This window comes from Desemzia sp. AGC72 (assembly GCF_057334175.1).
In genome coordinates, this window is record NZ_JBHFIG010000021.1 from 360,774 (window position 1) to 383,828 (window position 23,055).

Genomic DNA, 23,055 nt, shown 5'->3' on the forward strand with positions numbered 1-23,055 from the left:
CAAAAAATTCAACAGATAATAGTTTCTATTTTTAATATATGTGATATAATGAGCTTGTAAAAATACAATTTAATATAGAAAAAATTATTAATGGAGGCTACTATATGGAACAATGGAAGAAATTTAAAGGGAAAGTATGGAAAGAAGAAGTAAATGTAAGGGATTTTATTCAACAAAACTATACTCCTTATAACGGAACAGATGAATTTTTAGCAGGTCCGACACAAGAGACATTGACATTGTGGGACCAAGTATCTGATTTGAACCGTCAAGAACAACAAGCTGGCGGTGTCTTAGACATGGACACTAAAGTCGTTTCTACCATTACTTCTCATGAAGCAGGGTATTTAGACAAAGAACTAGAAAAAATCGTTGGTTTCCAAACAGAAAAACCATTCAAACGAAGCTTGCAGCCTTTTGGCGGAATTCGCATGAGCGAACTTTCTGCAGAATCTTACGGATATAAAATAGATCCCGAAGTCTCTCATATCTTCCGTGAATACCGTAAAACACATAACCAAGGTGTATTTGATGCCTATACAGAAGAAATGCGTGCAGCTCGCCGCAGTGGAGTCATTACTGGTTTGCCGGACGCTTATGGTCGTGGACGTATCATTGGGGACTACAGACGCGTAGCTTTGTATGGTGTGGATTACTTGATCGAGAAAAAGAAAGAAGATTTAAATAATACGGGCTTTGGTACAATGAGTGAAAACATCATTCGCGACAGAGAAGAATTGAACGAGCAGATTCGTGCTTTAGCAGAATTGAAAGAATTAGGCCATATTTACGGGTTTGACATTTCTCAACCGGCTCATAATGCAAAAGAAGCTTTCCAATGGTTGTACCTTGGTTATTTAGCCGCTGTCAAAGAACAAAACGGTGCAGCTATGTCTTTAGGACGTACTTCTACATTTTTAGACATTTATATTGAGCGTGACTTAAAAGAAGGTGTATTGACGGAAGAAGAAGCTCAAGAAATCGTTGATCACTTTGTCATGAAATTACGTTTGGTCAAATTCTCCCGTACACCTGAATACAATGATCTGTTTTCAGGTGATCCAACCTGGGTTACAGAAGCTATTGCCGGCGTAGGGATTGATGGACGTCACATGGTCACAAAAAACAGTTATCGTTTCTTGCACACCTTATCTAACTTGGGACCAGCTCCTGAACCAAACTTGACGATTCTATGGTCTAAACAATTACCAGAGAACTTTAAACGTTATTGTGCTAAAGTATCGATTGCTTCCAGTGCTGTCCAATACGAAAATGATGACATCATGCGTGTAGAATGGGGAGACGATTACGGAATCGCTTGTTGTGTGTCTGCTATGAGAATCGGTAAACAAATGCAATTCTTCGGAGCTCGCGCCAACTTGGCCAAAACATTGTTGTATGCGATCAACGGCGGGGTCGATGAAAAATCTAAAACGCAAGTTGGACCTAAATACCAACCAATCACCTCAGAATACTTGGATTATGATGAAGTCATGGAAAAATATCAAGCAATGATGGAATGGATCGCTGGTTTGTATTTGAATACATTGAATGTCATTCATTATATGCATGACAAATATTCTTATGAACGTATCGAAATGGCTTTGCATGACAGTGAAATCTTAAGAACGATGGCCACAGGAATTGCCGGTTTCTCCGTAGCAATCGATTCTCTTTCAGCAATCAAATATGCTAAAGTTAAAACTATCCGTGACGAAAACGGATTAGCAGTCGATTACATTATTGAAGGGGATTACCCTAAATTTGGAAACAATGACGATCGAGCAGATGATATCGGTATTTGGTTATTGAAAACGTTTATGAATGAAGTGAAGAAACATCCTGCATACCGCGGAGCAACTCATACGACATCTATCTTAACGATTACTTCAAACGTTGTTTACGGGAAGAAAACAGGAAACACACCAGACGGACGCCGATCAGGAGAACCTTTTGCTCCTGGTGCCAACCCAATGCACGGAAGAGATACACATGGAGCTTTAGCTAGTTTGACATCTGTTGCTAAGATACCGTACAAATATTCTTTAGATGGAATTTCAAATACGTTTTCAATTATTCCAAAAGCTTTAGGAAAAGAAGATGTGATTCAACAAGAAAATCTAGCAAGCATGTTAGATGGATATGTAACTAAAGGTGGACATCACCTAAATGTAAATGTCTTTAACAGAGAAACATTGATGGATGCGATGGAACATCCTGAAAATTACCCTCAATTGACGATTCGTGTATCAGGATATGCTGTAAACTTTATCAAATTGACTCGCGAGCAACAATTAGACGTTATCAATCGAACAATGCACGAAAATATGTAAGCAGCAGTAAAAAGAGAGAAGAGCTGGGGAAGTGGTTTCCCGGTTCTTCTTTAATAAAGGAGTAATTGTTATGGAAGAGAAGAAGCCAGTCATAGGATATGTGCATTCAAATGAAAGCTTTGGTTCAGTTGATGGACCAGGAATTCGTTTTGTCTCGTTTATGCAAGGATGTCGGATGAGATGTGAGTTTTGCCATAACCCGGATACATGGAATATCGGCGGCGGAACGCCTTATACACCCGAAGAATTGCTGGAAGAAGCTTTGCAGTACCAAGACTATTGGGGTCAAAAAGGCGGCATTACGGTGAGCGGTGGAGAGCCGTTACTGCATATTGATTTTTTAATCGAGTACTTCAAGCTGGCTAAGGCAGAAGGGGTGCACACCACATTAGATACTTGCGGGCAGCCTTTTACTTATGATGAACCTTTTTTCAGCAGATTTGAAGAGTTGATGATGTATACGGATCTATTATTATTTGATGTGAAGCACATTGATGATGAAAAACACAAAAAATTAACGATGCATTCTAACGTTAATATCTTGAATATGGCTCGTTACTTGTCAGATATTGAAAAACCCGTATGGATCAGACACGTGTTGGTTCCTGAGCGCTCAGATTTCGATGAAGATTTGATTCGACTAGACCATTTTATAAAATCATTAAAAAATGTAGTGAAAGTCGAGATTCTTCCTTACCATAAATTAGGTGCGTATAAGTATGCTGCATTGAATATACCATACAAATTAAACGGGATTGAACCGCCTACAGCTGAGAGGATTGAAAATGCCAACCGGCTCTTGCATGTAGACGATTACAAATTGTACCAATTTGTTCAATAATCCCTAAATTATTGATGAAAAGAGCATCATTTTGATTGCTCTTTTTTCTATAGGTGTTTATGATGAAGGGGTTACAGACGCAAAAGGAAGTGAAGGAAAACTTAATGAACTTAGGAGATAAAAGTATTTTTTCCGGCAAAACATTAGATTATTTTTCTGAGCTGACGGAAACGATGAATTATACACAAACAGCACAAAAATTAGGTATCTCGCAACCCGCTTTAACCCAAAGGATCAAAAAGTTCGAACACGCTATAGGTGCTCCATTGTTCTATTTTAAAGGCAAAGAAATGCGTCTAACTGAGGCCGGAGAGAGTATGGCACGTGCCATACAATCTGTACAAACCATTTTTAAACATGCGTTAGATGAAATAAATTCAATCGAAAACGAAGAATTAGGACATTTGAAAATTGGTGTGTTGCCTTCTATAGGCGATGAACTTTTTGTAGAGTTTCTTGCTTATTATCAACCCAAAAATTCTCGGGGAAAGGTTTCTTTTAGTATCATACCCAGAGAAGAAATCTGGAGTCAATTAGAGAATAATCAACTAGACCTGGCAATTCTATGTCTTCCAGATCAAATTATAGAAAATTGGAACCGGTATGCATCTAAAATGATTGCAGAAGAAGAATTGTTTTTTATTCACCAAAATGATTCATGGATTGATAAACAATCAATACATTTAAAAGAGACATTACAGAACAAGTGGGTATTTTATCCGAATAAATTTTACTTAAACGGAACTCTAAAAGCTAATTTTGTCTGTCAAAACCTTGATTTCCCGGTTGTTTCCGGTTATTTTTCTTCTCCTAGACAATTACAGCTGTTCAGCCAGCAATCAGGTTATTATACTGCTTTACCTAAATCTTATATCGATTCAAATCCCTTAGCGGAAAACCTGTATATGCTGCCGTTTAATCCGCCCATTACATATAATTTAGCATTTGTGTTTAAAAAAGATAAAGCTCATATGGATCGAATGAAGAATTTTTTCCTTTATTTTGATAAATTTTCTAAAGAAAAAGAGTCTGCCTCTAGACTAAAAAGTTAATTTGTTCTACTATAAAAGGTGAGAATCAAAATAAAGGAGTGTTACGATAGAATGAGCAAAATTTTAGTCTTTGGACATAAAAACCCGGATACAGACGCAATAGCATCTGCTATTTCATTTTCATATTTACAAAATGAACTGGGGAAAGAAACAGAAGCAGTAGCCTTAGGGGAAATAGGAGAAGAAACTGCCTATGCATTGAATTACTTTGGTGCGGAAGCTCCTAGAGTAATTGAAACAGCAGCAAACGAAACAAATACAGTTTACCTAGTTGATCATAATGAAGCACAACAAAGTGTTTCAGATATCAAAGAAGTAGATATCGCATATGTTGTAGACCATCACCGTATTTCGAATATTGATACAGCGAACCCGCTTTATTACCGTGCAGAACCTGTTGGCTGTACAGCGACGATCATCTTAAAAATATTCAAAGAAAATAATGTAAAAATACCTAAACACATCGCTGGTATTATGTTGTCTGCAATCGTTTCAGACACGTTGTTATTTAAATCACCAACTAGTACAGTTGAAGACGAAGCAGCTGCTAAAGAACTAGCAGCTATCGCTGAAGTTGATTTAAATGTCTATGGACTAGATATGTTAAAAGCTGGAACAAATATGGGCAACAAGACAGCTGAAGAAATGATTGATATGGATGCTAAAAGTTTCCCAATGGGAGACAAAAACGTACGCATCGCACAAATCAATGTAGTTGATATCGATGATGTATTTGCTAAACAAAGCGAATTGGAAAAAGCTATCCAAGAAGCGAATTTAGAGAACAACTACGATTTATTTATTCTTGTAGTAACAAATATCCTAGACAGCGATTCAATGGTCTTAGCATTAGGAAATCCAATCATTGCGGTTGAAGATGCTTTTGGCGTGAAATTGGAAAACAACAAAGCTTTGTTAAAAGGTGTAGTATCACGTAAGAAACAAGTGGTTCCACAATTAACTGAAGCATTAACAAAATAAATACAAAAGATAAAAACTGATTGTTATTTATAGCAATCAGTTTTTATGTACTCAAGAATCATTTCATAGACAAGTCTACGCAAACGAAGTTGAAATGAGCTTAAAAACGTCCTCAGAACATAGAATTAAAATGAAACAGATCATCAGCAAAATATAATTAATAATTAGAATAAAATTAATCGAATCAGTCAAACAAACGTTAAACAGTAAAAATGTATGAGTTTAAAAATTATAACGGACAGTTGATCATTTAACAAACTGAAATGATTAAAGAAACCATTTTAGTTAACCAGTCAGAATAAAAACAAGATCAACGACAAGGCAGAAATTAATTTAGTGTAGATACCAAAAATAAGTAAAAGAAAAATAATTTTCTAACAGCAAGCGCTGAAAAGAACTAAAAGACTAAAATAGAGCATAATTTTAAAGTTTTCTTATCAAATCAACTCTAGAAACTACTTTGTATAATATATATTATGTAAACTAGAAAAAAGATGAATTTAGACATTTGATCTGCAAGTCCTAATTTAGCTTCCTTCTCTCTTTTTTGATCCTCAAATAAATTATTTTAGTGATATATAGTTCAGTTAGCAAAATCCAGTTATTTTTACATTCTTTCAGATTTTACATTTGGTTCCTGTAAATAATTTTATCTGCTTAGAAATTTCCTGCAGGATTTAATTTTTGTATCTAAAGTTTTGTTGCTATGTTGTTATACACGTTAGCTTCGAACAGATTAGTTTATTTTTTAAGTGATTAACAGGATTATATCTAACTAGTTGAACTAAGTATTAATCAGTTAGTATAAATTTGTAGACAAGATCATCTATCCACTAACTGGATTTCATAGATCGCTCAGTAAACAGAATTTGTACGAATTTTACAGGAATTGTAATTTATTTTATCCTAGTAGCTGTTTAGTGTCTGACTTATAGCAATTCACACATAATTTGAGGTTGTTTCTGCTGCTGAAAATTATTGTATTCCTTTTGCTATGCAGTTTTAATCATGACTAATAACTATAAATCGTTAAGCAGCACGTGTTTATCAAGGGTTCTGACAGGTTCGTTTTATGGGGATTTCGCCCCTTTTTTCTATATTTATCATCTGTTCACGCTATGCCCCAGCCTCCTCTTCTCTTATAAAAAATCGTAATGTAGGGGTTTTCAGGGGTGTATTTATGCTTGTTTGGATTATTATAAAAAAGCTGTTCAAAGAATGAAAAACATTCTTTGAACAGCTTTTGAGTTATTCTATTCGATGATTTCCGTATGGAAGCATCTTTCCATATGATTCAACATCGTTTCTCCTAGGTCAGTAAAAGTAGCTACACCTTGTTTATGAACGGTCGTTTTGAACCCTTCTGCGTCTGCTCCTCCTGTGGTTAAGAAGACACAGATATCTGTTGTTACGCCTACGATATGAACTTTCTCTACGCCTGACTCTCTCAATTCATCTGCCAATCCTGTTTGAAAGAATGCATTGTAGTTTGTTTTTGGCGAATAAATCACCTGTTCATGGTCTTTATTTTCTTGAAACCATGTATCCAATTCTCCATATAACTGTTGACCCTTGGTATTCACAACATTATGAGGCGGCCAAAGTTCAAAATGAGGATCATCTGGTTGGTGAGCATCCATTGAAATGACGACGATGTTCCCTTTTGATAAAAAACCTGTTGCTAATTGCTTGATATAAGGAACTATAGCTTGTCCTGGTTTGCCGACGGTCAATGTTCCGTTGTCGGCTACAAAGTCTTCACTCATGTCTACGATCAATAAAGCTTCTTTTGGCATACGTTTCCCTCCTTCAACTGATTATTTAGGTTATTTATATATCTATTCTGCTTTGAAATCAATACAATTCTTTCACTACCTCAAATAAATCTGATTCTTTTTCGATTTGAGTCTTATTGCCGATAACGACAACTGTACTGTCTTCTAATACCTCTTTCAGGTCCTTATGAAGCTCTGCTAATGCTGTTGAGTTAGCTGCTAAGATCTCTTCTTTCAAATGAATCAGCTCTTCTCTTGTGATTCCAGTTTTCAAACGATTAAAAGCTGTTAAACCTTTACTGAACGCTGATTTAGGTTGTTCCATAGGACTGATGGTTCCAATAATATACTTCAGCAATTCACTATCAGAAAGTTCTATTTGCTCGATATAATCTGGTAAACCCTTATAAGCAGCCAATGTTTTGCGAATGTTAGGGTCGCGGTAAGAACTTAAAGCAAAGCTTCCATTTCGTTGGTGGTTGTACATAGATCCGTAAGCACCGCCTTTGACTCGGATTTCGTTCCACAGATAACTGTAACGAATAGTCGTCGCTAATACTTTGGCAGTACCTGTATAAGCAAATGAGTCCATAGCATCTGAAGCAATGGCTACATAATTGACGTCTTGAGCTGTTACGAAAGCTTCATTTTGTTTGGTTCCGGGTTTAATAATCGCCGGCTGCCCTAATGCAGCTTCTGGAAGGTCATTAAAAGCTGTTTGAAGCACTTCTTTTACTTCTTTTGCTCGTTCTGCTTCTCCTACATACAAGACATGCAGACGGCGTTTATTTGACAATCGTTGCAAAATTTCTGCAAGTTGTGTTTTCACTTTATCTGCTTTTCCTGATTGCAAGTCGCTAAGAACTTCTTTCAAGAATTGGAACTGATCCATTCCACTGACCATTTCATTCAACTTCGCAGAAGCTTTGACTTGGCTGAGCCCACGGTTAGCAGCTAGTACGTGTGAACGCGACTGAATCATCCGCTCAAATTGAGAAATCAGTTGCTGAACCACTGTAGTGATTTCCGCTTCTTCTTCAAATTGCGTATGGCATAAGATTTCTTGCATCAATAAGACCAATTCATTTAAAGAAGACTCTAATGCTTTTCCTCTCAATACAAAGTACGGCTTCAACTCACCTGAAGTATCTTCGTGAATGGTGATATTTCCATATATCCCACCAGTATACAGATCCAATTGACGTTGTAAAGCAGCTGAATCATAAGTTTTAGTCCCCAACTTACCAACTAACCGACTCAATAGGCTTAACCATACATAATCTTCTGTTTCCACGTCTTTTAGATCTACATACAAACTAATGTAGTCGATACCAGCTGTGAATTGTTCCGCTTGATAAAAGCTAGTTTCCTCGTAAAACGAGCTTTCAGTTAAAGGATAATCCTCTACACGCGTACTCAAATCTTCTTTCGTCAATGTAGGAATTTTCGCCAAATCTTCCGGTTTATCTGGTGTTTCTTGGCGTTCAATCAATGATTGTGTTTGATCAACTAGTTCTTGAATCTCTTCTTCAGATAAACTGGCTTTATATTCTTGTAATTTTGCATGAGATTCAGCTTCTATCCGATCACTTTTACCAGGTTCGGCTTTTAATACGACAGCTGTATGCAAAGAGTTATCCAGCAGCTTTTGTTTGATTAATTGTTCAAAGTATCCTTCTCCTGCTAATTCTCCCAGCTTTTCTAAATAATCTGTAAATTGCAGATTCGCATAAGGAGTTTCTTCATACAACCAAGAACGATACGCATTGATGGCATAGATCACTCCTCTAGGACTATCTTCTGATATAGCCGCTTCTTTAGTTTGAAATGCGATCTTATTCAATGCTGCATCAATCAGCTCAGGATCAATCCCTTCTGTTACCAACTGAGTCAATGTATCTTCTACAATTTCTTTAAACTGAGGCATTTTAGACGCATCGGAATATTTCGCTGTCATCATAAAAGCTGTTGGATAACCAAAGTCTGCTGCTCCACCAGAGATATCCCCTCCTATCTCTGCATCCAATAAAGCTTTTTTAAGCGGAGATTGATTATGACCAAATAACAGTTCTTCTACTACTTCCAGACCAAACTGATCCAACACATCATCCGGTTCGGCAACATGCCAACCTAAAGCTAAATAATCTTTTCCTGTCGGATCATCTCCTGCTGTGATTGAATAGGTACTCTCTACCAGCTCTTCTTCCGGCTTAGCCGCTTCAAAGGATAAATCAACCGCTTCTTCTGCCTTCCCTGCCCCATCGAAGTAAGCTTCCAATGCAGCAAATGTTTCTTGTTCATCGATTTTTCCATATAACACTGTTAATGAATTGCTTGGGTGGTAGTACGTTTGATGAAATTGAATAAATTCTTCCTGCGTCAAACTAGGAATCGCATAAGGCTCTCCTCCTGATTCATGACGATAAATACTGTTCGGATACAACTGACGTGTCAATTGATGTTGAACTTGTCGATCTGGAGAAGCAGTAGCCCCCTTCATTTCGTTATATACGACACCTTTATAAATCAATTCCTCATCTGCTGATTCTAAATGATAATGCCACCCTTCTTGAGCCAATATTTGAGGGTTAGTGTAAAAGTTAGGTTTGAATACAGCATCTAAGTAAACACTCACTAAATGCATAAAATCTTTCTGGTTCGTTGAAGCCACTGGATAAATCGTTTTGTCTGAAAACGTCATCGCATTGACAAACGTATTCAATGAGCCTTTAATCAATTCTACAAAAGGTTCTTTTGAAGGATATTTCTCAGAACCGTTCAAAACAGAATGCTCAATAATGTGAGCAATTCCATTGTCATTATAGGGAGGTGTTTTAAAACCAATCGTAAAAGCTTTATTTGTGTCTTCATTTTCTAAGTACAACACTTGAGCGCCAGTCTCTATGTGTTCATATAGCTTTCCGATAGATTTAATATCCGGCAACTCTTGAGTTTCAATTTGTTTGAATGTCATAAAAGGCCTCTTTTCTTTTTCATTTTTTTGCTTACTAGTAGTATACCATTGTTCTCTTTTTTACTAAGGGGTTAAGGTATTTATTTACAAAAAAAGATTCGCTAAAATGCGAATCTTAATGAATGATTCGTTATTTAGGGAATCTTTAAAAAATAATGAAATAGCTGATAATGATCAATAAGGTGCTTAATAGTGTTCCCAATAAGTAATACTCTGCAAATTGAGGACTTTCAGAGATTTTATTGTATCGAGCAATTGACTTAGCGGTCAAGACAAAGCCAATCGCAGTAAATTGGTTGGCAGAAAGCATCAATAAAATAAAAATTCGTTCAAAGACTCCTATCAATGCACCGGCATTTGGTAAGCCATCTTCTTCAACGACTGCTTCATTTATCGGTCGGTAATGATTCAACACTTTTTTGATTGTAATGCTGCATGGCTGGACTACCAATAGCAGGATCAATACCCAAGACAAGATTACTTTAATATCTCCGTTTAAAGGCCGTAGAAAACTGCTTATACCTGGTAAATAATCAATAGTCAGCAAATCTTTCATTAAGTATACAATAAACCCTACAATGACCAGGACATGCAACAACTGATCGATAAGGTAAATGACAGCTTCTTGTACGTGTTTCAAGAGCCCCTTTTGCACTAGTGAGAATTTACCTCCATCAATGATCAAATGTCCGACAGAGATCCAAAAAGCTGTAAGTATAAGAGAGCTGCCGAATACGGGTAAAGTTACCCCAACCATTGTAATAAGGTAAATCAAATTATGCTGCAGCAATCGAGGCATAGAATGGTCTTTTTGTGCAGCTAATGCAGCAGATTGGAAATAGAAGTCGCCTAATACATGTCCAATAAAAAATGTAAGTAGTACACTGGAAATCAAACAAGCTCCTCCTTATCTAGTTGGGCTAAAAATAAGCTGGCTTCAGATAAAGCTGTTTTATAGGTATAATATTTAGCCGCACTTAACGCTTTATTGACACTAGACTGCCCGATGTTTAAAGCGGCTGCTGTTTTATACTGATTTTCACCTTGAGAAAAATACGTATACATGATTTCTTTTTGACGTTGAGTCCATTTTGATTTTAAAGCTGTGGCTAAAGAGAAAACTGCATTAAGTAAACTATCATTTGGTTGGTAACCCGTACCTGAACAAATCATAGTATCGGTCTCACTGGTCGTATATTTCGTTTCATTTTCTGCGATCATATCGATCATTTGACGTGCTCGATGATATGCTGTCCCATCCATTTCTAATGAGTTTTTTCGGCGAATAGGTGTACTAATCTCCCCCAGCCCGATGCCGAAACGAAACTCGACTGGAGACATTGCCAATTCAATCTCAAATAAAATCGTTAAGATTACTTTTTTATTTTTGACTAGACCTTGAAAGCTGTCTCCCAGCGTAATGACAAATTCAGCAGCAATGTCGTCTGTGTAAGTCTCATTAATAGACTCGAGAACCGAATGGAACTGCTCTTGGACTTCTTTGCGATTACTAAGTGTTCGAGAATCTTTAATATCTCCTATAATAGCTGCATAATAAGTCAGTGATTCATTTTGATGGTTCATGGCTTCACTCCTTTCCCCTTATTGTATCATATGATTCCCTTATAAGTGAATCATAAATCGACTAATGACTCAAACAGGCTTTACAGCAGAAAAAAGTCCAAGAACAATTGAGTTCTTGGACTTTTTGATAAAGGGATAATTTTAGCGGATAGATTCAAATACTTCTGTTACTGTTTTAGATGGATCAATCAGTACGTATAAGTGTCCGTTCTCACCCATGTGTGTTGATTGATACTTGTTATCTAATCCATCAACGTCTTGTGCCTCATAAGGGAAGTAAATCCGTTCTGATTGGATCATATCGGCTTCAGTAACAGTTGGATTTTTATATAGGATGTCCATTGTTTCAATATCAGAGTATTTTTTGATACGTTCAAACATACCTACTTCAAGGCTGCCTAAATTGATATTTTCAGAGTCTACGCGATCAGCTTCTGGCAACAATTCGATTTTGAACGATTGGCAAGGATGTATCTCTTGAAAATCGCTGCCATTGATTCTTCCGTAAGATGTTGTAACTTGTTTGATCCATAAGTCCCCAATCACTTCACGGTTGATGATTAATGTATCGCCGTTTCGGAAAAATAATTGTAAAGCCATCATTTCTTTTTGCATATTGAACACTCCTTTAATTTATATGTTCACCGTTTCACAATTTGATTTTAGCATCTATACGAATCTTTATCAACCCTTTTTAAAACTATTTGTAAAAATCATTGAATTTATTATTACCCAAGTTTACCATAATATAATTATGTCAATCTTAGAATGTAATTTTATTTCAAATCGATCTCCTATTCCTTATTCTTCATCCCTTTGACAATGAGTAAGTTACTATATCCGTTCTCCCTTTTTTTATGCTCCCTTGTGCACGCATTTATTCAGATAATAGAAATACAAAATCGATTTGCTTTCTCTCCTCTCAGGTAAAATCAGCGCAAGAAAAAGGAGCGCAAATTAAATTTGCGCTCCTTTTCAATCCGAATAATTGAATAAAGGTCATGTAAATCAATTTTTTATCCATTAAACTAGCACTCTAACTCTTTACCTAGTTGTGTAGGATAGTTGTTTAAGCATTCTCTGTTGAGAAAGTTCCAATAGGCAATTGGTCATTGAGCAGCTCGCCATCTGGATCGACTTGTTCTTTTTGTTTCTTACCGGAAGTCCAGAATACCCATAAAATACCTATTGAAAGTACAGCAGCTGCTGCAAAAGTCGTAGTAGTTAACCCCATTCTTAAGCCAATCGGTTCACTTAAGATATAAACCACTACTGCGTATAGCATAAACGTTCCAGGCAATAAGGTCACTAAATAATTTTTCCCTTTTAAATACAAGTAACGTGTGGAAACTAGTAAAGAAATTACAGCGGTTACTTGATTTGCCCAGTTGAAGTATCTCCATAGAATATTGAAATCCATATTGGTTAAAATAAACGAAATCAAATATAAAGGAATCGTGACCATTAAAATTCTTTTTATCGTATCTTGTTTGATGTTCAAGTAATCGGCTAATATTGTTCGTAAACTTCTGAATGCGGACAACCCTGAAGAAATAGGCAATACGATAACTCCAATGATCGCTATTGTACCAAAGACATTTCCTAACAACATAATCGATACTTCGTTAACGACTAGTGAAGCTGTACCAGCATCAATCATTTGGCTCAACGTTTGGCCATCAAATAAACTCATTGAAGCTGCTGCCCAGATCATAGCTATGACCCCTTCTGCGATCATCATACCGTAAAAAGTAAAACGCCCTTCTCTTTCATTGGTACTGGTTCTAGAGACCATTGGCGCTTGAGTAGCATGGAACCCAGATAACGCTCCGCAAGAAATCGTAAAGAAAAGTGCTGGAAAAATCGCTAATCCGCCTGGATGGAAGTTTTGAATGTTATGGATAGTTAGATTTGGAATAGGACTGCCGCTGAATAATAAGCTGATTCCAATGGCAATAGTGCTAATGATCAAAATCGCACCGAACCATGGGTATACTTTTCCTAAAGCTTTATCGATCGGCAAAATCGTAGAAATAATGTAGTACACAAAGATCAATACCACAATAGCGCCTAAACCTAACCAATTTGGTGTAATACTGTTGATCAAGTTGGCTGGTGAAGTAACAAACACCGTCCCTACTAGCATCAATAACAGCATAGTAAAAATATTGACCACATGTTTGACAGGTTTACCTAAGTATTTACTGGCCAATTCCGGCAAATGTGCTCCGTTATTTCTCAATGAGATCATGCCTAACATATAATCATGAACAGCTCCTGCAAAAATACATCCGACAATGATCCAGATATAAGCTACCGGTCCATATAAAGCTCCCATAATGGGTCCAAAAATAGGACCTGTCCCTGCAATGTTCAATAATTCAATAATAGCGTTTTTCCCTTTAGACATCGGTACAAAATCGTAACCGTCTTTTAGGACCTCTGCAGGAGTTTTTCGATTAGGGTCGATCGAAAAGTTTTTTTCAATAAATTTTCCATAAGTAAAATACCCTATAATCAATAATGCAATACCGCCTAATAATGTAACCATATTCTTTCCTCCTTTGTTTTTGTACACCCTTTCATTCCATAAGGTAATTGTACTCAATAATAAGAGGAAAATGACTTTTTGCAGCTGAAATAGCAAAACTGCAAGCTGAGATGCACACTTGCAGTTCTAAAATTCACTCTATTAAGATAAACCAATTTTTTCCTTAAATTCTTTCATATAAGACCGGCTTACAGGTACTTTCAATTGATTAGACATAGTCAGCTGATAAGTGTGGTTGAACCAAGGTTGAATCTCTTTTATCTTCGTTGTATTGATCAGAAAAGAACGGTGTACGCGTAGAAACAATCCATAAACCGATAGTTGTTCTTCCCAAGTATTCAAGGTACCGTTCAATGTGTATTCTTTGTTATCCGTATAGAGGCTGACCTCCCCGTGTTGGATGCTGGCAGCCACGATGGAATCGACTTTTAATAAAAAGATCCGGTCTTCTACTTGGACAGGAATCGTTCCAAGTTCCGTATGCTCATATGTTCTTTCTTTTTTAAAGCGTTGGATCGCAGCATAACTTTGATCGGCTTTCTTGACCGCTTGCTGGATACGTTCTAAAGAAAACGGCTTTAACACATAATCGCGGGCATTCAATTCAAAGGCTTGTAGAGCATATTCGTCATAAGCAGTAGCAAAGATAACAATAGGTGAATGTTCTAAGCGACTTAACTTGTCTGCCAGCGTTAACCCGCTTTCTTCCGTCAAATGAATATCCAAGAAAATCAAATCTATAGGACCTTCAATCAAATGACCTACAGATTCCTCAATAGTCTCAGCTTCTTTGATAGACGTGATTTCAGGACACTGTCTTAATAGATAGGTCAACTCGTCTCTAGCTAATGGTTCGTCATCTACGATCAATGTATGCATCTTACTCCTCCTCCAATTCTTTTCGCTGGATTCTGCAGGATACAGTGGTTCCTTCTGCTGTCGAATGAAAATGCAGTTTTGCCGATTCTCCAAAAATACCGATCAAGCGTTTGTTTAAATTCTCCAACGCAGATCCAGAACCTTTTTCAGAAGGAACGACCTCTTTGCCTAGCTTATCAACGAATATGGGGTCAATACCTAGTCCGTTATCTTTTACGCTGATTTGGATCGTCTCTTCCTCGCTATGAACATCTACCCATACATGATTGCCCGCTTTACGATGTTTAAACGCATGTTTAAACGCGTTCTCGACCAATACTTGGATCAAAAAGGGAGGTAATAAAGTTTGTTCCAGTTCTTTGTCGTAGTCGATCGTTAACTCATACCGCCTTGGGAAGCGAGCTTCTTCTAATGTTTGAAAAGCTTCTACTTGTTGCAGTTCTTTGGTCAAAGGAATCATATTGGTTCTTGCCCCGGTTAAATTTGATCGGAAAAAAATACTCAATTGAATTAGGAGTGTTCGAGCTTTTTCACTGTCTATACGAATCAAGGCTGAGATCGTATTGATTGAATTGAAGAAAAAATGCGGATTGACTTGAGACTGCAAGGATTTTATTTCGGCATCTTGTAAAAGTTTGCTCTGTTCTTCTATTTCTCCCAATTCGATTTGTTGAGAAAAGATATTTCCCAGCCCTGCTGCTAATTGACGTTCTACAAAAGTCAGTCTTGACGGATCGGTAAAATACATTTTCAATGTGCCGACTGTTTTCTTCTTTGACTGTAAAGGAATGACAATAGCGGCTGCTAAAAGGCAATCTGGATGGTTGCAGCCGATTTCCTGACGAGAATGCGCCTCTTTTAATGTTCCTGATTTTAATACTTGCTTAGACAAATCAGTGATGATTTCCGTAGAAGGAATGTGATGGTCACTGGCTGCTCCCACATGAGCTAAAATTCGTTCTTGATTCGTAATACTAACGGCGTCTACTTTCATCCATTCTTTGATCGTTTTAGCCGCTTTTTCACAAGATTGCTCATTTAAACCGGAACGAAAATAAGGCAGTGTCTGATTCGCTAACTGCAAGACATCGTGGGTTTGTACAGCTCTGGTTTGTTCTTCTTGCTTTAAAGTTGTATCGATGATAGATAGGAAAACGGCTGTACCAATACTATTAGTCAATAACATTGGTAAGGCGATAAAGCGGACTAAATTCCACGACTCGGCGAATGAATCTCCTAACAGTAAGATGCAAAGCATTTGAATAAGCTCCATTAAAAAACCTATCTTTATTCCGTCCACAGCAGTCGGATAGTTCCCCATTTTGACAAAACGTCCGCCGAAATGACCTGAAAGCAACCCGATCAATAAAGATGAAACAACGTAAATATGCACATTCCCTCCACCTTGGAAGTAACGAACTACAGCGGATATCAAACCTACAACTGTACCAACAAGCGAACCACCGATCAAACCGGATACTCCGATAGTCAATACTCGAGTGTTCGCAAGAGCAGATTCAGCAGATAATTGAGTAACAAATTGATTCATGATCAGTTGATCTTGATTAATTTCTACACCTGTGTAATTAGAAATCAATGCAAATAGACCAAAAATCATGATCATGTTGATTTTGACGGAAAACTCTTTACGGTTGGCTAAAGCAGTTTTGAAATAAGAGATATTAATCAATAAATAAGCCAGTATAATAATCAAACCGCTTCTTTCAAGCAGCAAGATAAATAATGACAGCATAAATCATCCTCCTAGCATTCACTCAAGTGACGTGTTTCTACTCTTAGTCTACACTATTTTCTTTAAAAATAATGGTATTTTTATGCATCATTTTACTAAAATTGCTGAAAATAAACTGCTTTATTAGAAACCTTTCCAAATGATTGCATTCTTTTTAAGGATGATGTATAGTTTGTAACTGTTGATGAACTGAATATTATTCAATATGATGTAGAGGTTGCGATAATTAAGAGTAAGAAGTTCTGAAAGGAATTATCGCCGAAGTGCTAATGTACTGGGGCTGCGCTGAATAAGCGTAGCACTGCCTAAACAAATTGCCCAAATTTGTTTTAGGAGCGCTCTTCATGTTGCGGGCAGAAGGTATAGTCTAATACAAAAAAGCTATGGGCCCTTTTGCTCATAGCTTTTTTGCGTATTTTTTCACTTTTTTCTGCTGCCTCATCAAAAGCATCTTAATGGATAGTATTGATTTCGATAAAATACTAGGAGGACTTATTATCATGTTGCAACAAAAAAAATCACGAATTCCACATACATTCGTGACACTTCTTTCTTTTACGATCGTTATGGCGATTATGACCTATATTTTACCGGCCGGACAATTTGAACGTGCTGAAGTTGACGGACGGACAGTGGTTATTCCTGATTCTTACACTGTCGTTGAATCGAACCCACAAGGATTTTTTGATGTTTTAAAATCAGTTCCAAAAGGAATGACTGAGACAGCTGATATCATTTTCTTCTTATTTATCGTAGGAGGAGCATTCCAATTGATCACAGATTCAGGCATGATCAGCTCTGGAATCAACTTGTTGGTCAAAAGACTGCAAGGAAAAGAAAAATGGGTCATTCCTATACTACTTTTGGTCTTTGGTATTCTTGGTTCTACCATGGGTCTTTCAGAAGAAACGATTGTGTTTATTCCTATCGGCGTGGCCTTAGCATTGGCTTTAGGATATGATGCCTTAGTCGGTGTATCCATTATTTCTCTAGGTGCAGCCATCGGATTTTTTGCCGGATTCATGAATCCTTTCTCTGTAGGAGTGGCTCAAGGGATCGCGGAATTGCCATTGTTTTCTGGAGTCGGCTTTAGAATCATTATATTACTTTCACTATGGGTAGTAACTTCAATATTCTTAATGCGTTATGCGGAAAAAGTAAAGAAAGATCCAGAAAGAAGCTTATTGTACGACCGCCAATCGGGTACTCATTTGACTACTGGAGGAATCGATTTTGAGAATCTTCCTGCCTTTACTAAAAGACATTTAGCGACACTGATTGTATTTATTGGCGGATTTGCGATTATTGGTTACGGCGTATTCCAATACGGTTGGTTCATTGTTGAGATTGGCTCCGTCTTCCTTGGAATGGGAATTTTAACCGGATTGATCTCAAGAATGTCTCCAAGCGACATCGCAGAATCATTTGTAGCTGGAGCAAAAGAAATGGTTTTTGCTGGATTGGTCGTAGGGATCGCTCGTTCAATCTTAGTAGTGATGGAAGAGGGCTTGATTATTGACACCATGATCAACTACTTGTCTCAGGTAATCAGTTCGTTACCAGATTCATTAGCAGTAGTGGGGATGTACATTACTCAAATCGTGATTAACTTCTTTATTCCATCTGGAAGCGGACAAGCTGCTGCTACGATGCCGGTTATGATTCCTTTAGCGGATACTCTAGGCATCACACGTCAAACAGCTGTTTTAGCGTTCCAATTCGGTGACGGTTTTATGGATTCGATTATCCCGACGTCTGGTGTATTGATGGCCCAATTATCGATCGCTAAAGTATCTTATGATGTGTGGTTGAAATTTATCGGTAAATTGATGTTGATTTGGTTGGTTATGGGAATGATTTTCTTATTGATCGCCAACGCCATTCAATATGGACCGTTTTAACCTGTTTTATAAACTTAAAAAGAGTGAGGCCTTTGAACCTCACTCTTTTTTGCTTTCTAATAGTCCATTTTCCTTTATCAAACGAATAAGACGTTCGGTCAGTGAAGCGGTAAAGCCCCACAAATAATGATCACTTAAATTGTAAAATGGGATGGTGCTTTTAGGTCTTCCAAAATTGTATTTTTTCCCATTCGGAATGCGGTCATAAGGAAAATCTGGCGGGTACTTCATCATTCCTAAGACCGTATAATGATCCGGTTCATTGTCTATAAAGTATTGGATCGGCACCGTATAGATTTCTTCTACTTCTTCATTCCAAATAATATCCAGTAAGTCTATCCCTTTGATTTCGGCTAACACTGAATGAATGACACGGTTGTTTTGAACGATGTAATCCATTGCTCCCAGGACATGGATCGATTCGATCGGAATCTGCAGCTCTTCAACGGTTTCGCGGACTGCCGCTTCTTCGAAAGTTTCATTCGGCTCCACTCTGCCCCCAGGAAAAGATGTATCTCCTGGCTGTGAGATATGTTGACTGCGCACCTCATACAATAGATGCGGGATGCCGTCTACTTTAATGATAGGGATGAGTACAGCGTATTCTTTGGTTACGTGTAAAGGTTTAGGCTGATATTGAGCGAAAAAAGTTTCTATATTTTCTATCAAATCCTTCTTCCTTCCTTCCTTTCAGCAGATTTGTCTGGATTGTTTAAAGAATATCTCATAAAGGGACGATAGATCAAGCAACCATTCACTCTTACGCTCTCAAATAAAGTCAAATTGTCGATTTGTACTGGGATTGGATCAACTAATGGTTGGAGCAAAGAGGACTCTGAACCTTTTTCCCATACAATATTTCGTCCTAAAGTGATGTGAGGTGTATAAGACTGCTTTTCAATAGTAATTGCCTGTTTCCTCAATATTGTATGCAACTGATCGTATAGACGAAGCAAAGGTTCAGTTGCTTTTGGACCAGCCCATAAAATCAAGCCTTTTTTCTTTTGAAACTTATCCAACATCTCTACTGCGACTTCGAAAGTCGTTGATTCAGCCGCCGTTTCAGCTATTGCATTTTTTAACTGTTCTATTTCTTTTTGATTGGCTTCTCCAATGAATTGAAGGGTTAGATGGAAATTGTCTTTATCCGTGAAACGGCCTTTTTTTGAAGCAGGGATTAGTTGCTGCTGCACATCAAAAATAGCTTCTTTTGTAGGTTTAGTCAGTTCAATTCCGATAAATACGCGCATCCATTTCACCCCCGAAAATATATCAGCAATATTAAGATTTCTTTCGCTTCCACCATTTTTTCTTCTCTTTAGAACTTGATACTTTAGTTGAAGAAAGGTCATCCGCTTCAGCAGTTTCTATTGATTCTTTTTTATTAGATTTTTTCAATCTTTCTTCAAATTTTTCTCTCATCAATGTTTCGATATTAGCTAGATCAGGATACTTTCCGTCTTTTTCTCCCTGAGCAATAATAGAGAGTACTTCAATATAGCTCATGGCTAAAGCCGTCGTTAATATGGATGCCGTTGTCCCGCTGATGATTCCTCCAGCGATCGTTCCAGCTCCAGGAATAAATTTGACCACGTTAGATACAATATAACGTCCAGCATAAGTGGCTCCGCTTGTTCCTCCAATGGCAGCTACTAAACTGGTGATCGTTGCTTTATCCATCGAAATTCCAAATATTGCGGTGATATGAGCTAATAGACCTACTTGCATAGGAACAAGCAATGAAGCATCTGAAAAAGGTATCGGCAAAAATCCAATCCCAAAAGAAGACACAATATATTTTGTCGCCCACGTACGAGCAGACTTAGCTTTGAGAGCAATATCTACTTGCTGGGCATTGTTAAAAGCTTCTTTTGTTTCCTCAGGAATGATTTCGAAAGTAGTCAAGATCAATTCACTCAATCCGTATGCTGGAATTGAATAGTCGTCAGTAATCAAAAAGTCTTCTGACATCACATTCAATACACTGACGACATTCAAATTCAAACTTTCAATATACGATTTAAATTCTTTTGCAGACTCGCCTATGGATTGAGTCAAAACGATGATGACAGGAATCTCTTTGCTTAACTCTTTGATCATCTCTAATTCCATGTCTTCAATCCGAGAAGATGCTGCATTGATACAATAATATGCGACATGAATAGCTTCTTTTGGTCCTTCTTCTTTTTTGCTCTTGATAGTTTGAAACAGTTCTTTTTTGATTCGTTTTTGCGTTTCATCATTTAATTCTAGTCCTTTTGTATCGTACAACACAATAGGAAGACCTTCTTTAGAAATTCTTCTCAAATGCTGAGTGACCGGTTTGCCAATACCGGTAGCAGCCAAACGTTCTCTAAAGACGTTATTGATCAACGTGCTCTTACCAACACCAGTCTTCCCTACCAGTAAAATGTTGATGGGGTGCATATTCGAGACCTCTTCTTTTGTTTTATGAAGAATGTCTTCTACGATATTGAAATCTGGCGTCTTTTTCATTACTTTGACCTCCAACTCATATTTGCAGTATCTTCTTTATTTACAGTTTATCATATCGCCTTGTCGAACCAAAGAAATCAAGCATTGATGATTTGTGAAAATAAAAAAAGAGTTGAGACACTGTGTCTCAACTCTTTTTTTTGAAACTTTAATTGTATGGATTATCTGACAACTTTTCTACTTGCAGTGGTTGCCACCCTTGACCATCTACCCATTTTAACAATACACGATAAGTATCGGTTTGATCTCTATTGGATACCGTTGTTTCGACTTGTTGATCGCCGGCATTTCCGACCCACCATTCGATCATGTCGCCTTCATTTAAACCAGTTGCCATCGAAGTAGCACGTTTGATCTCAATGCGGTCTTGTGAGCCTTCAGAATAGTTGGTAACATGTTCTCCAGTTTGCTCAGTGCCTACTGGTTCCCATTCTCCTTCAACAGCTTCTTCTTCGCTTTCATCGTCTGTTTCGTCTGATTCTGTTTCAGAAGATTCTTCTCTAGCTTCTGAAGAGCTGGATTCTGAACTATCTGAACTTTCAGATTCAGAACTGCTTTCTTCTTCACTACTCTGTGAACTTACTGAACTCGATTCAGTAGAAGTATCCAAAAATGAGTTTTCATCATCATTTCCTCCACCGCCAAATAACGTGTAAGCTAAGAAAAGCAGACTCAAAATAAGAATAACGACTAAAACGATCGTAATATTTCTTGTGATTGTCTGTTCTTTAGTTTTTGATGAGCGGTTATTATTTGCTCGTGTCGGTTTCTTAGGATCTTTCATTTCTATCTCTCCATTCATTCTAGCAATACTGAAAAGTTTTTGCACTTTTCCTAAGGATTAGTATACCATTGTTGCCGATGACAAATCATTTCGAAAAGATTACTTTTAGATGACTGACGAATAAGGGAGCTTTAATACAGCAGAAACCTTACTTAACTTTCTTAGGAGCGATCCTTAATAGTGGTTTGGCAATAATCGGTCCCAAAATCCCTGCAGCCACAGCTTCTGCTACACCATTTGTTAGGACGACTCCACCTAATACATACATCAAATTAGAACTGTCTACATTAATTGCTGCTGCATAATCGTCTTTATAGAATAAATAGATAAAACTCAATACGACTATGGTATTTGTTAAGGAAGCCAAAACAGCGGACAAAGCCATCCCAAAAGTTTGGTTGCCTTTTTTTCTAAACGAATAGAATACTAGACCAGCTACCAATCCTACTAAGATACGAGGCAATACTGAAATCAAAGGATTGGTAAAAATCAATGGATCCAATGGCGTTTGAGGCGCTGCAAAAGCACGAATCAGACGTACGACTCCCCAAACTCCTCCAATAATCATTCCTTCTTTAGTCCCCAAAGATATTGCGGCTATAATAACCGTAATATGGATAATAGTTGGATTTAAAGGTGGAATGGGAATGTAACCCAGAAACGGCACAAAACTTTGCAATAAAATAATGGCCGTAAAAATGCCTAGTACCGCTGTACGATAAGCTTTATTTTTTGTAGTTTTCATGATTTTTCCTTTCTTTTAAAACTATCTTCTCTCTATTTTAACCAATCATCTCCTAAAACGCACGAAGAAAATCATCAAAAAAGATTCTGTCTTAAATGTTGTCATCCATATATTGGTCTAGCAGCTCAATGACAGGTTCTCTTCCATAATCTTGAATAAAGTCATTAAACAATCCTAAAAAAATACTGCCTTTTTTAGCTGTTCCTTCACTTTCATCTTCAAAGTAGCGGATAAAGTAAGTACGGTAATCCTGGTAGCCGTCTACAAAACCTAAACTCTTGATGAATCGATTTTCCTCCACTTCAGCATCCAAATCTTGTTCCAATTTTTTGATTTCATCAGATTGATCAATGACCAATTGGGCTAAATCCTCTTTTGATAACTGAGTTAATGTGTTAAAGTCCAT

19 protein-coding genes, 1 pseudogene and 1 riboswitch are annotated in these 23,055 nt (G+C 37.3%); of the genes and pseudogenes, 5 read left to right on the plus strand and 15 right to left on the minus strand.

What is annotated here, in order from left to right; genetic code table 11:
- Window positions 1–104 precede the first annotated feature (104 nt).
- From pflB to ACE025_RS10790, 4 genes are all read left to right on the plus strand, one after another.
- A complete protein-coding gene (gene pflB / locus ACE025_RS10775) occupies window positions 105–2,333 on the plus strand; it encodes a formate C-acetyltransferase (protein ID WP_485939685.1) in 2,229 nt (742 codons plus the stop codon).
- Between the two features lie 70 nt (window positions 2,334–2,403).
- Window positions 2,404–3,174, plus strand: coding sequence for a pyruvate formate-lyase-activating protein (pflA, locus tag ACE025_RS10780; RefSeq protein WP_485939687.1), 771 nt, complete (start codon window positions 2,404–2,406; stop codon window positions 3,172–3,174).
- Window positions 3,175–3,278: 104 nt separating this feature from the next.
- Window positions 3,279–4,226: a LysR family transcriptional regulator gene (locus ACE025_RS10785; protein ID WP_485939689.1), complete on the plus strand. Its 948-nt coding sequence runs from the start codon at window positions 3,279–3,281 to the stop codon at window positions 4,224–4,226.
- A 51-nt stretch (window positions 4,227–4,277) separates the two neighbouring features.
- Window positions 4,278–5,207 carry a manganese-dependent inorganic pyrophosphatase gene (locus ACE025_RS10790; protein WP_485939691.1) on the plus strand — a complete coding sequence of 310 codons (930 nt, stop codon included), beginning with the start codon at window positions 4,278–4,280 and terminating at the stop codon, window positions 5,205–5,207.
- Window positions 5,208–6,460: 1,253 nt separating this feature from the next.
- On the opposite strand, the gene ACE025_RS10795 is transcribed toward ACE025_RS10790, so the two are convergent.
- From ACE025_RS10795 to ACE025_RS10835, 9 genes and pseudogenes are all read right to left on the minus strand, one after another.
- Window positions 6,461–7,003 (minus strand): cysteine hydrolase family protein, encoded by a 543-nt coding sequence (locus ACE025_RS10795; protein ID WP_485939693.1) that lies wholly within the window; start codon window positions 7,001–7,003, stop codon window positions 6,461–6,463.
- Window positions 7,004–7,061: 58 nt separating this feature from the next.
- On the minus strand, window positions 7,062–9,956 hold the full coding sequence (locus ACE025_RS10800) for an insulinase family protein (protein ID WP_485939694.1): 2,895 nt from the start codon (window positions 9,954–9,956) through the stop codon (window positions 7,062–7,064).
- A gap of 134 nt (window positions 9,957–10,090) precedes the next feature.
- The gene (locus ACE025_RS10805) at window positions 10,091–10,177 is read right to left on the minus strand and encodes a hypothetical protein (protein WP_485940099.1); all 87 of its coding nucleotides are present in this window, start codon (window positions 10,175–10,177) and stop codon (window positions 10,091–10,093) included.
- 353 nt (window positions 10,178–10,530) lie between these two features.
- A pseudogene (locus ACE025_RS10810) lies at window positions 10,531–10,851 on the minus strand (DUF3307 domain-containing protein); the annotation flags it as partial.
- Window positions 10,848–11,540: a SatD family protein gene (locus ACE025_RS10815; RefSeq protein ID WP_485939696.1), complete on the minus strand. Its 693-nt coding sequence runs from the start codon at window positions 11,538–11,540 to the stop codon at window positions 10,848–10,850. The pseudogene ACE025_RS10810 and the gene ACE025_RS10815, both read right to left, overlap by 4 nt.
- A 141-nt stretch (window positions 11,541–11,681) precedes the next feature.
- Window positions 11,682–12,155 (minus strand): hypothetical protein, encoded by a 474-nt coding sequence (locus ACE025_RS10820; RefSeq protein ID WP_485939698.1) that lies wholly within the window; start codon window positions 12,153–12,155, stop codon window positions 11,682–11,684.
- Between the two features lie 454 nt (window positions 12,156–12,609).
- A complete protein-coding gene (locus ACE025_RS10825) occupies window positions 12,610–14,091 on the minus strand; it encodes a carbon starvation CstA family protein (protein ID WP_485939700.1) in 1,482 nt (493 codons plus the stop codon).
- A gap of 141 nt (window positions 14,092–14,232) precedes the next feature.
- Window positions 14,233–14,970: a LytTR family transcriptional regulator DNA-binding domain-containing protein gene (locus ACE025_RS10830; RefSeq protein ID WP_485939702.1), complete on the minus strand. Its 738-nt coding sequence runs from the start codon at window positions 14,968–14,970 to the stop codon at window positions 14,233–14,235.
- Between the two features lies 1 nt (window position 14,971).
- Window positions 14,972–16,723, minus strand: a complete 1,752-nt coding sequence (locus ACE025_RS10835) for a LytS/YhcK type 5TM receptor domain-containing protein (protein ID WP_485939704.1) — start codon at window positions 16,721–16,723, stop codon at window positions 14,972–14,974.
- Between the two features lie 203 nt (window positions 16,724–16,926).
- Window positions 16,927–17,072, plus strand: a riboswitch (Lysine riboswitch).
- Between the two features lie 151 nt (window positions 17,073–17,223).
- On the opposite strand from ACE025_RS10835, the gene ACE025_RS10840 reads away from it, so the two are divergent.
- Window positions 17,224–18,624: a YfcC family protein gene (locus tag ACE025_RS10840; RefSeq protein ID WP_485939706.1), complete on the plus strand. Its 1,401-nt coding sequence runs from the start codon at window positions 17,224–17,226 to the stop codon at window positions 18,622–18,624.
- A 39-nt stretch (window positions 18,625–18,663) separates the two neighbouring features.
- On the opposite strand, the gene ACE025_RS10845 is transcribed toward ACE025_RS10840, so the two are convergent.
- From ACE025_RS10845 to ACE025_RS10870, 6 genes are all read right to left on the minus strand, one after another.
- Window positions 18,664–19,293 (minus strand): NUDIX hydrolase, encoded by a 630-nt coding sequence (locus tag ACE025_RS10845; protein WP_485939708.1) that lies wholly within the window; start codon window positions 19,291–19,293, stop codon window positions 18,664–18,666.
- Window positions 19,290–19,874, minus strand: a complete 585-nt coding sequence (gene thpR, locus ACE025_RS10850; protein ID WP_485939710.1) for an RNA 2',3'-cyclic phosphodiesterase — start codon at window positions 19,872–19,874, stop codon at window positions 19,290–19,292. Before thpR ends, ACE025_RS10845 begins: the two co-directional genes overlap by 4 nt.
- A gap of 31 nt (window positions 19,875–19,905) precedes the next feature.
- Window positions 19,906–21,120: a YcjF family protein gene (locus tag ACE025_RS10855; RefSeq protein WP_485939712.1), complete on the minus strand. Its 1,215-nt coding sequence runs from the start codon at window positions 21,118–21,120 to the stop codon at window positions 19,906–19,908.
- Window positions 21,121–21,268: 148 nt separating this feature from the next.
- Entirely contained in the window at window positions 21,269–21,904 is a 636-nt protein-coding gene (locus ACE025_RS10860; RefSeq protein WP_485939714.1) for a YrrS family protein, read from the minus strand.
- A 148-nt stretch (window positions 21,905–22,052) separates the two neighbouring features.
- A complete protein-coding gene (locus ACE025_RS10865; RefSeq protein WP_485939716.1) occupies window positions 22,053–22,649 on the minus strand; it encodes an ECF transporter S component in 597 nt (198 codons plus the stop codon).
- Window positions 22,650–22,740: 91 nt separating this feature from the next.
- The gene (locus ACE025_RS10870; protein WP_188204660.1) at window positions 22,741–23,055 is read right to left on the minus strand and encodes a hypothetical protein; all 315 of its coding nucleotides are present in this window, start codon (window positions 23,053–23,055) and stop codon (window positions 22,741–22,743) included.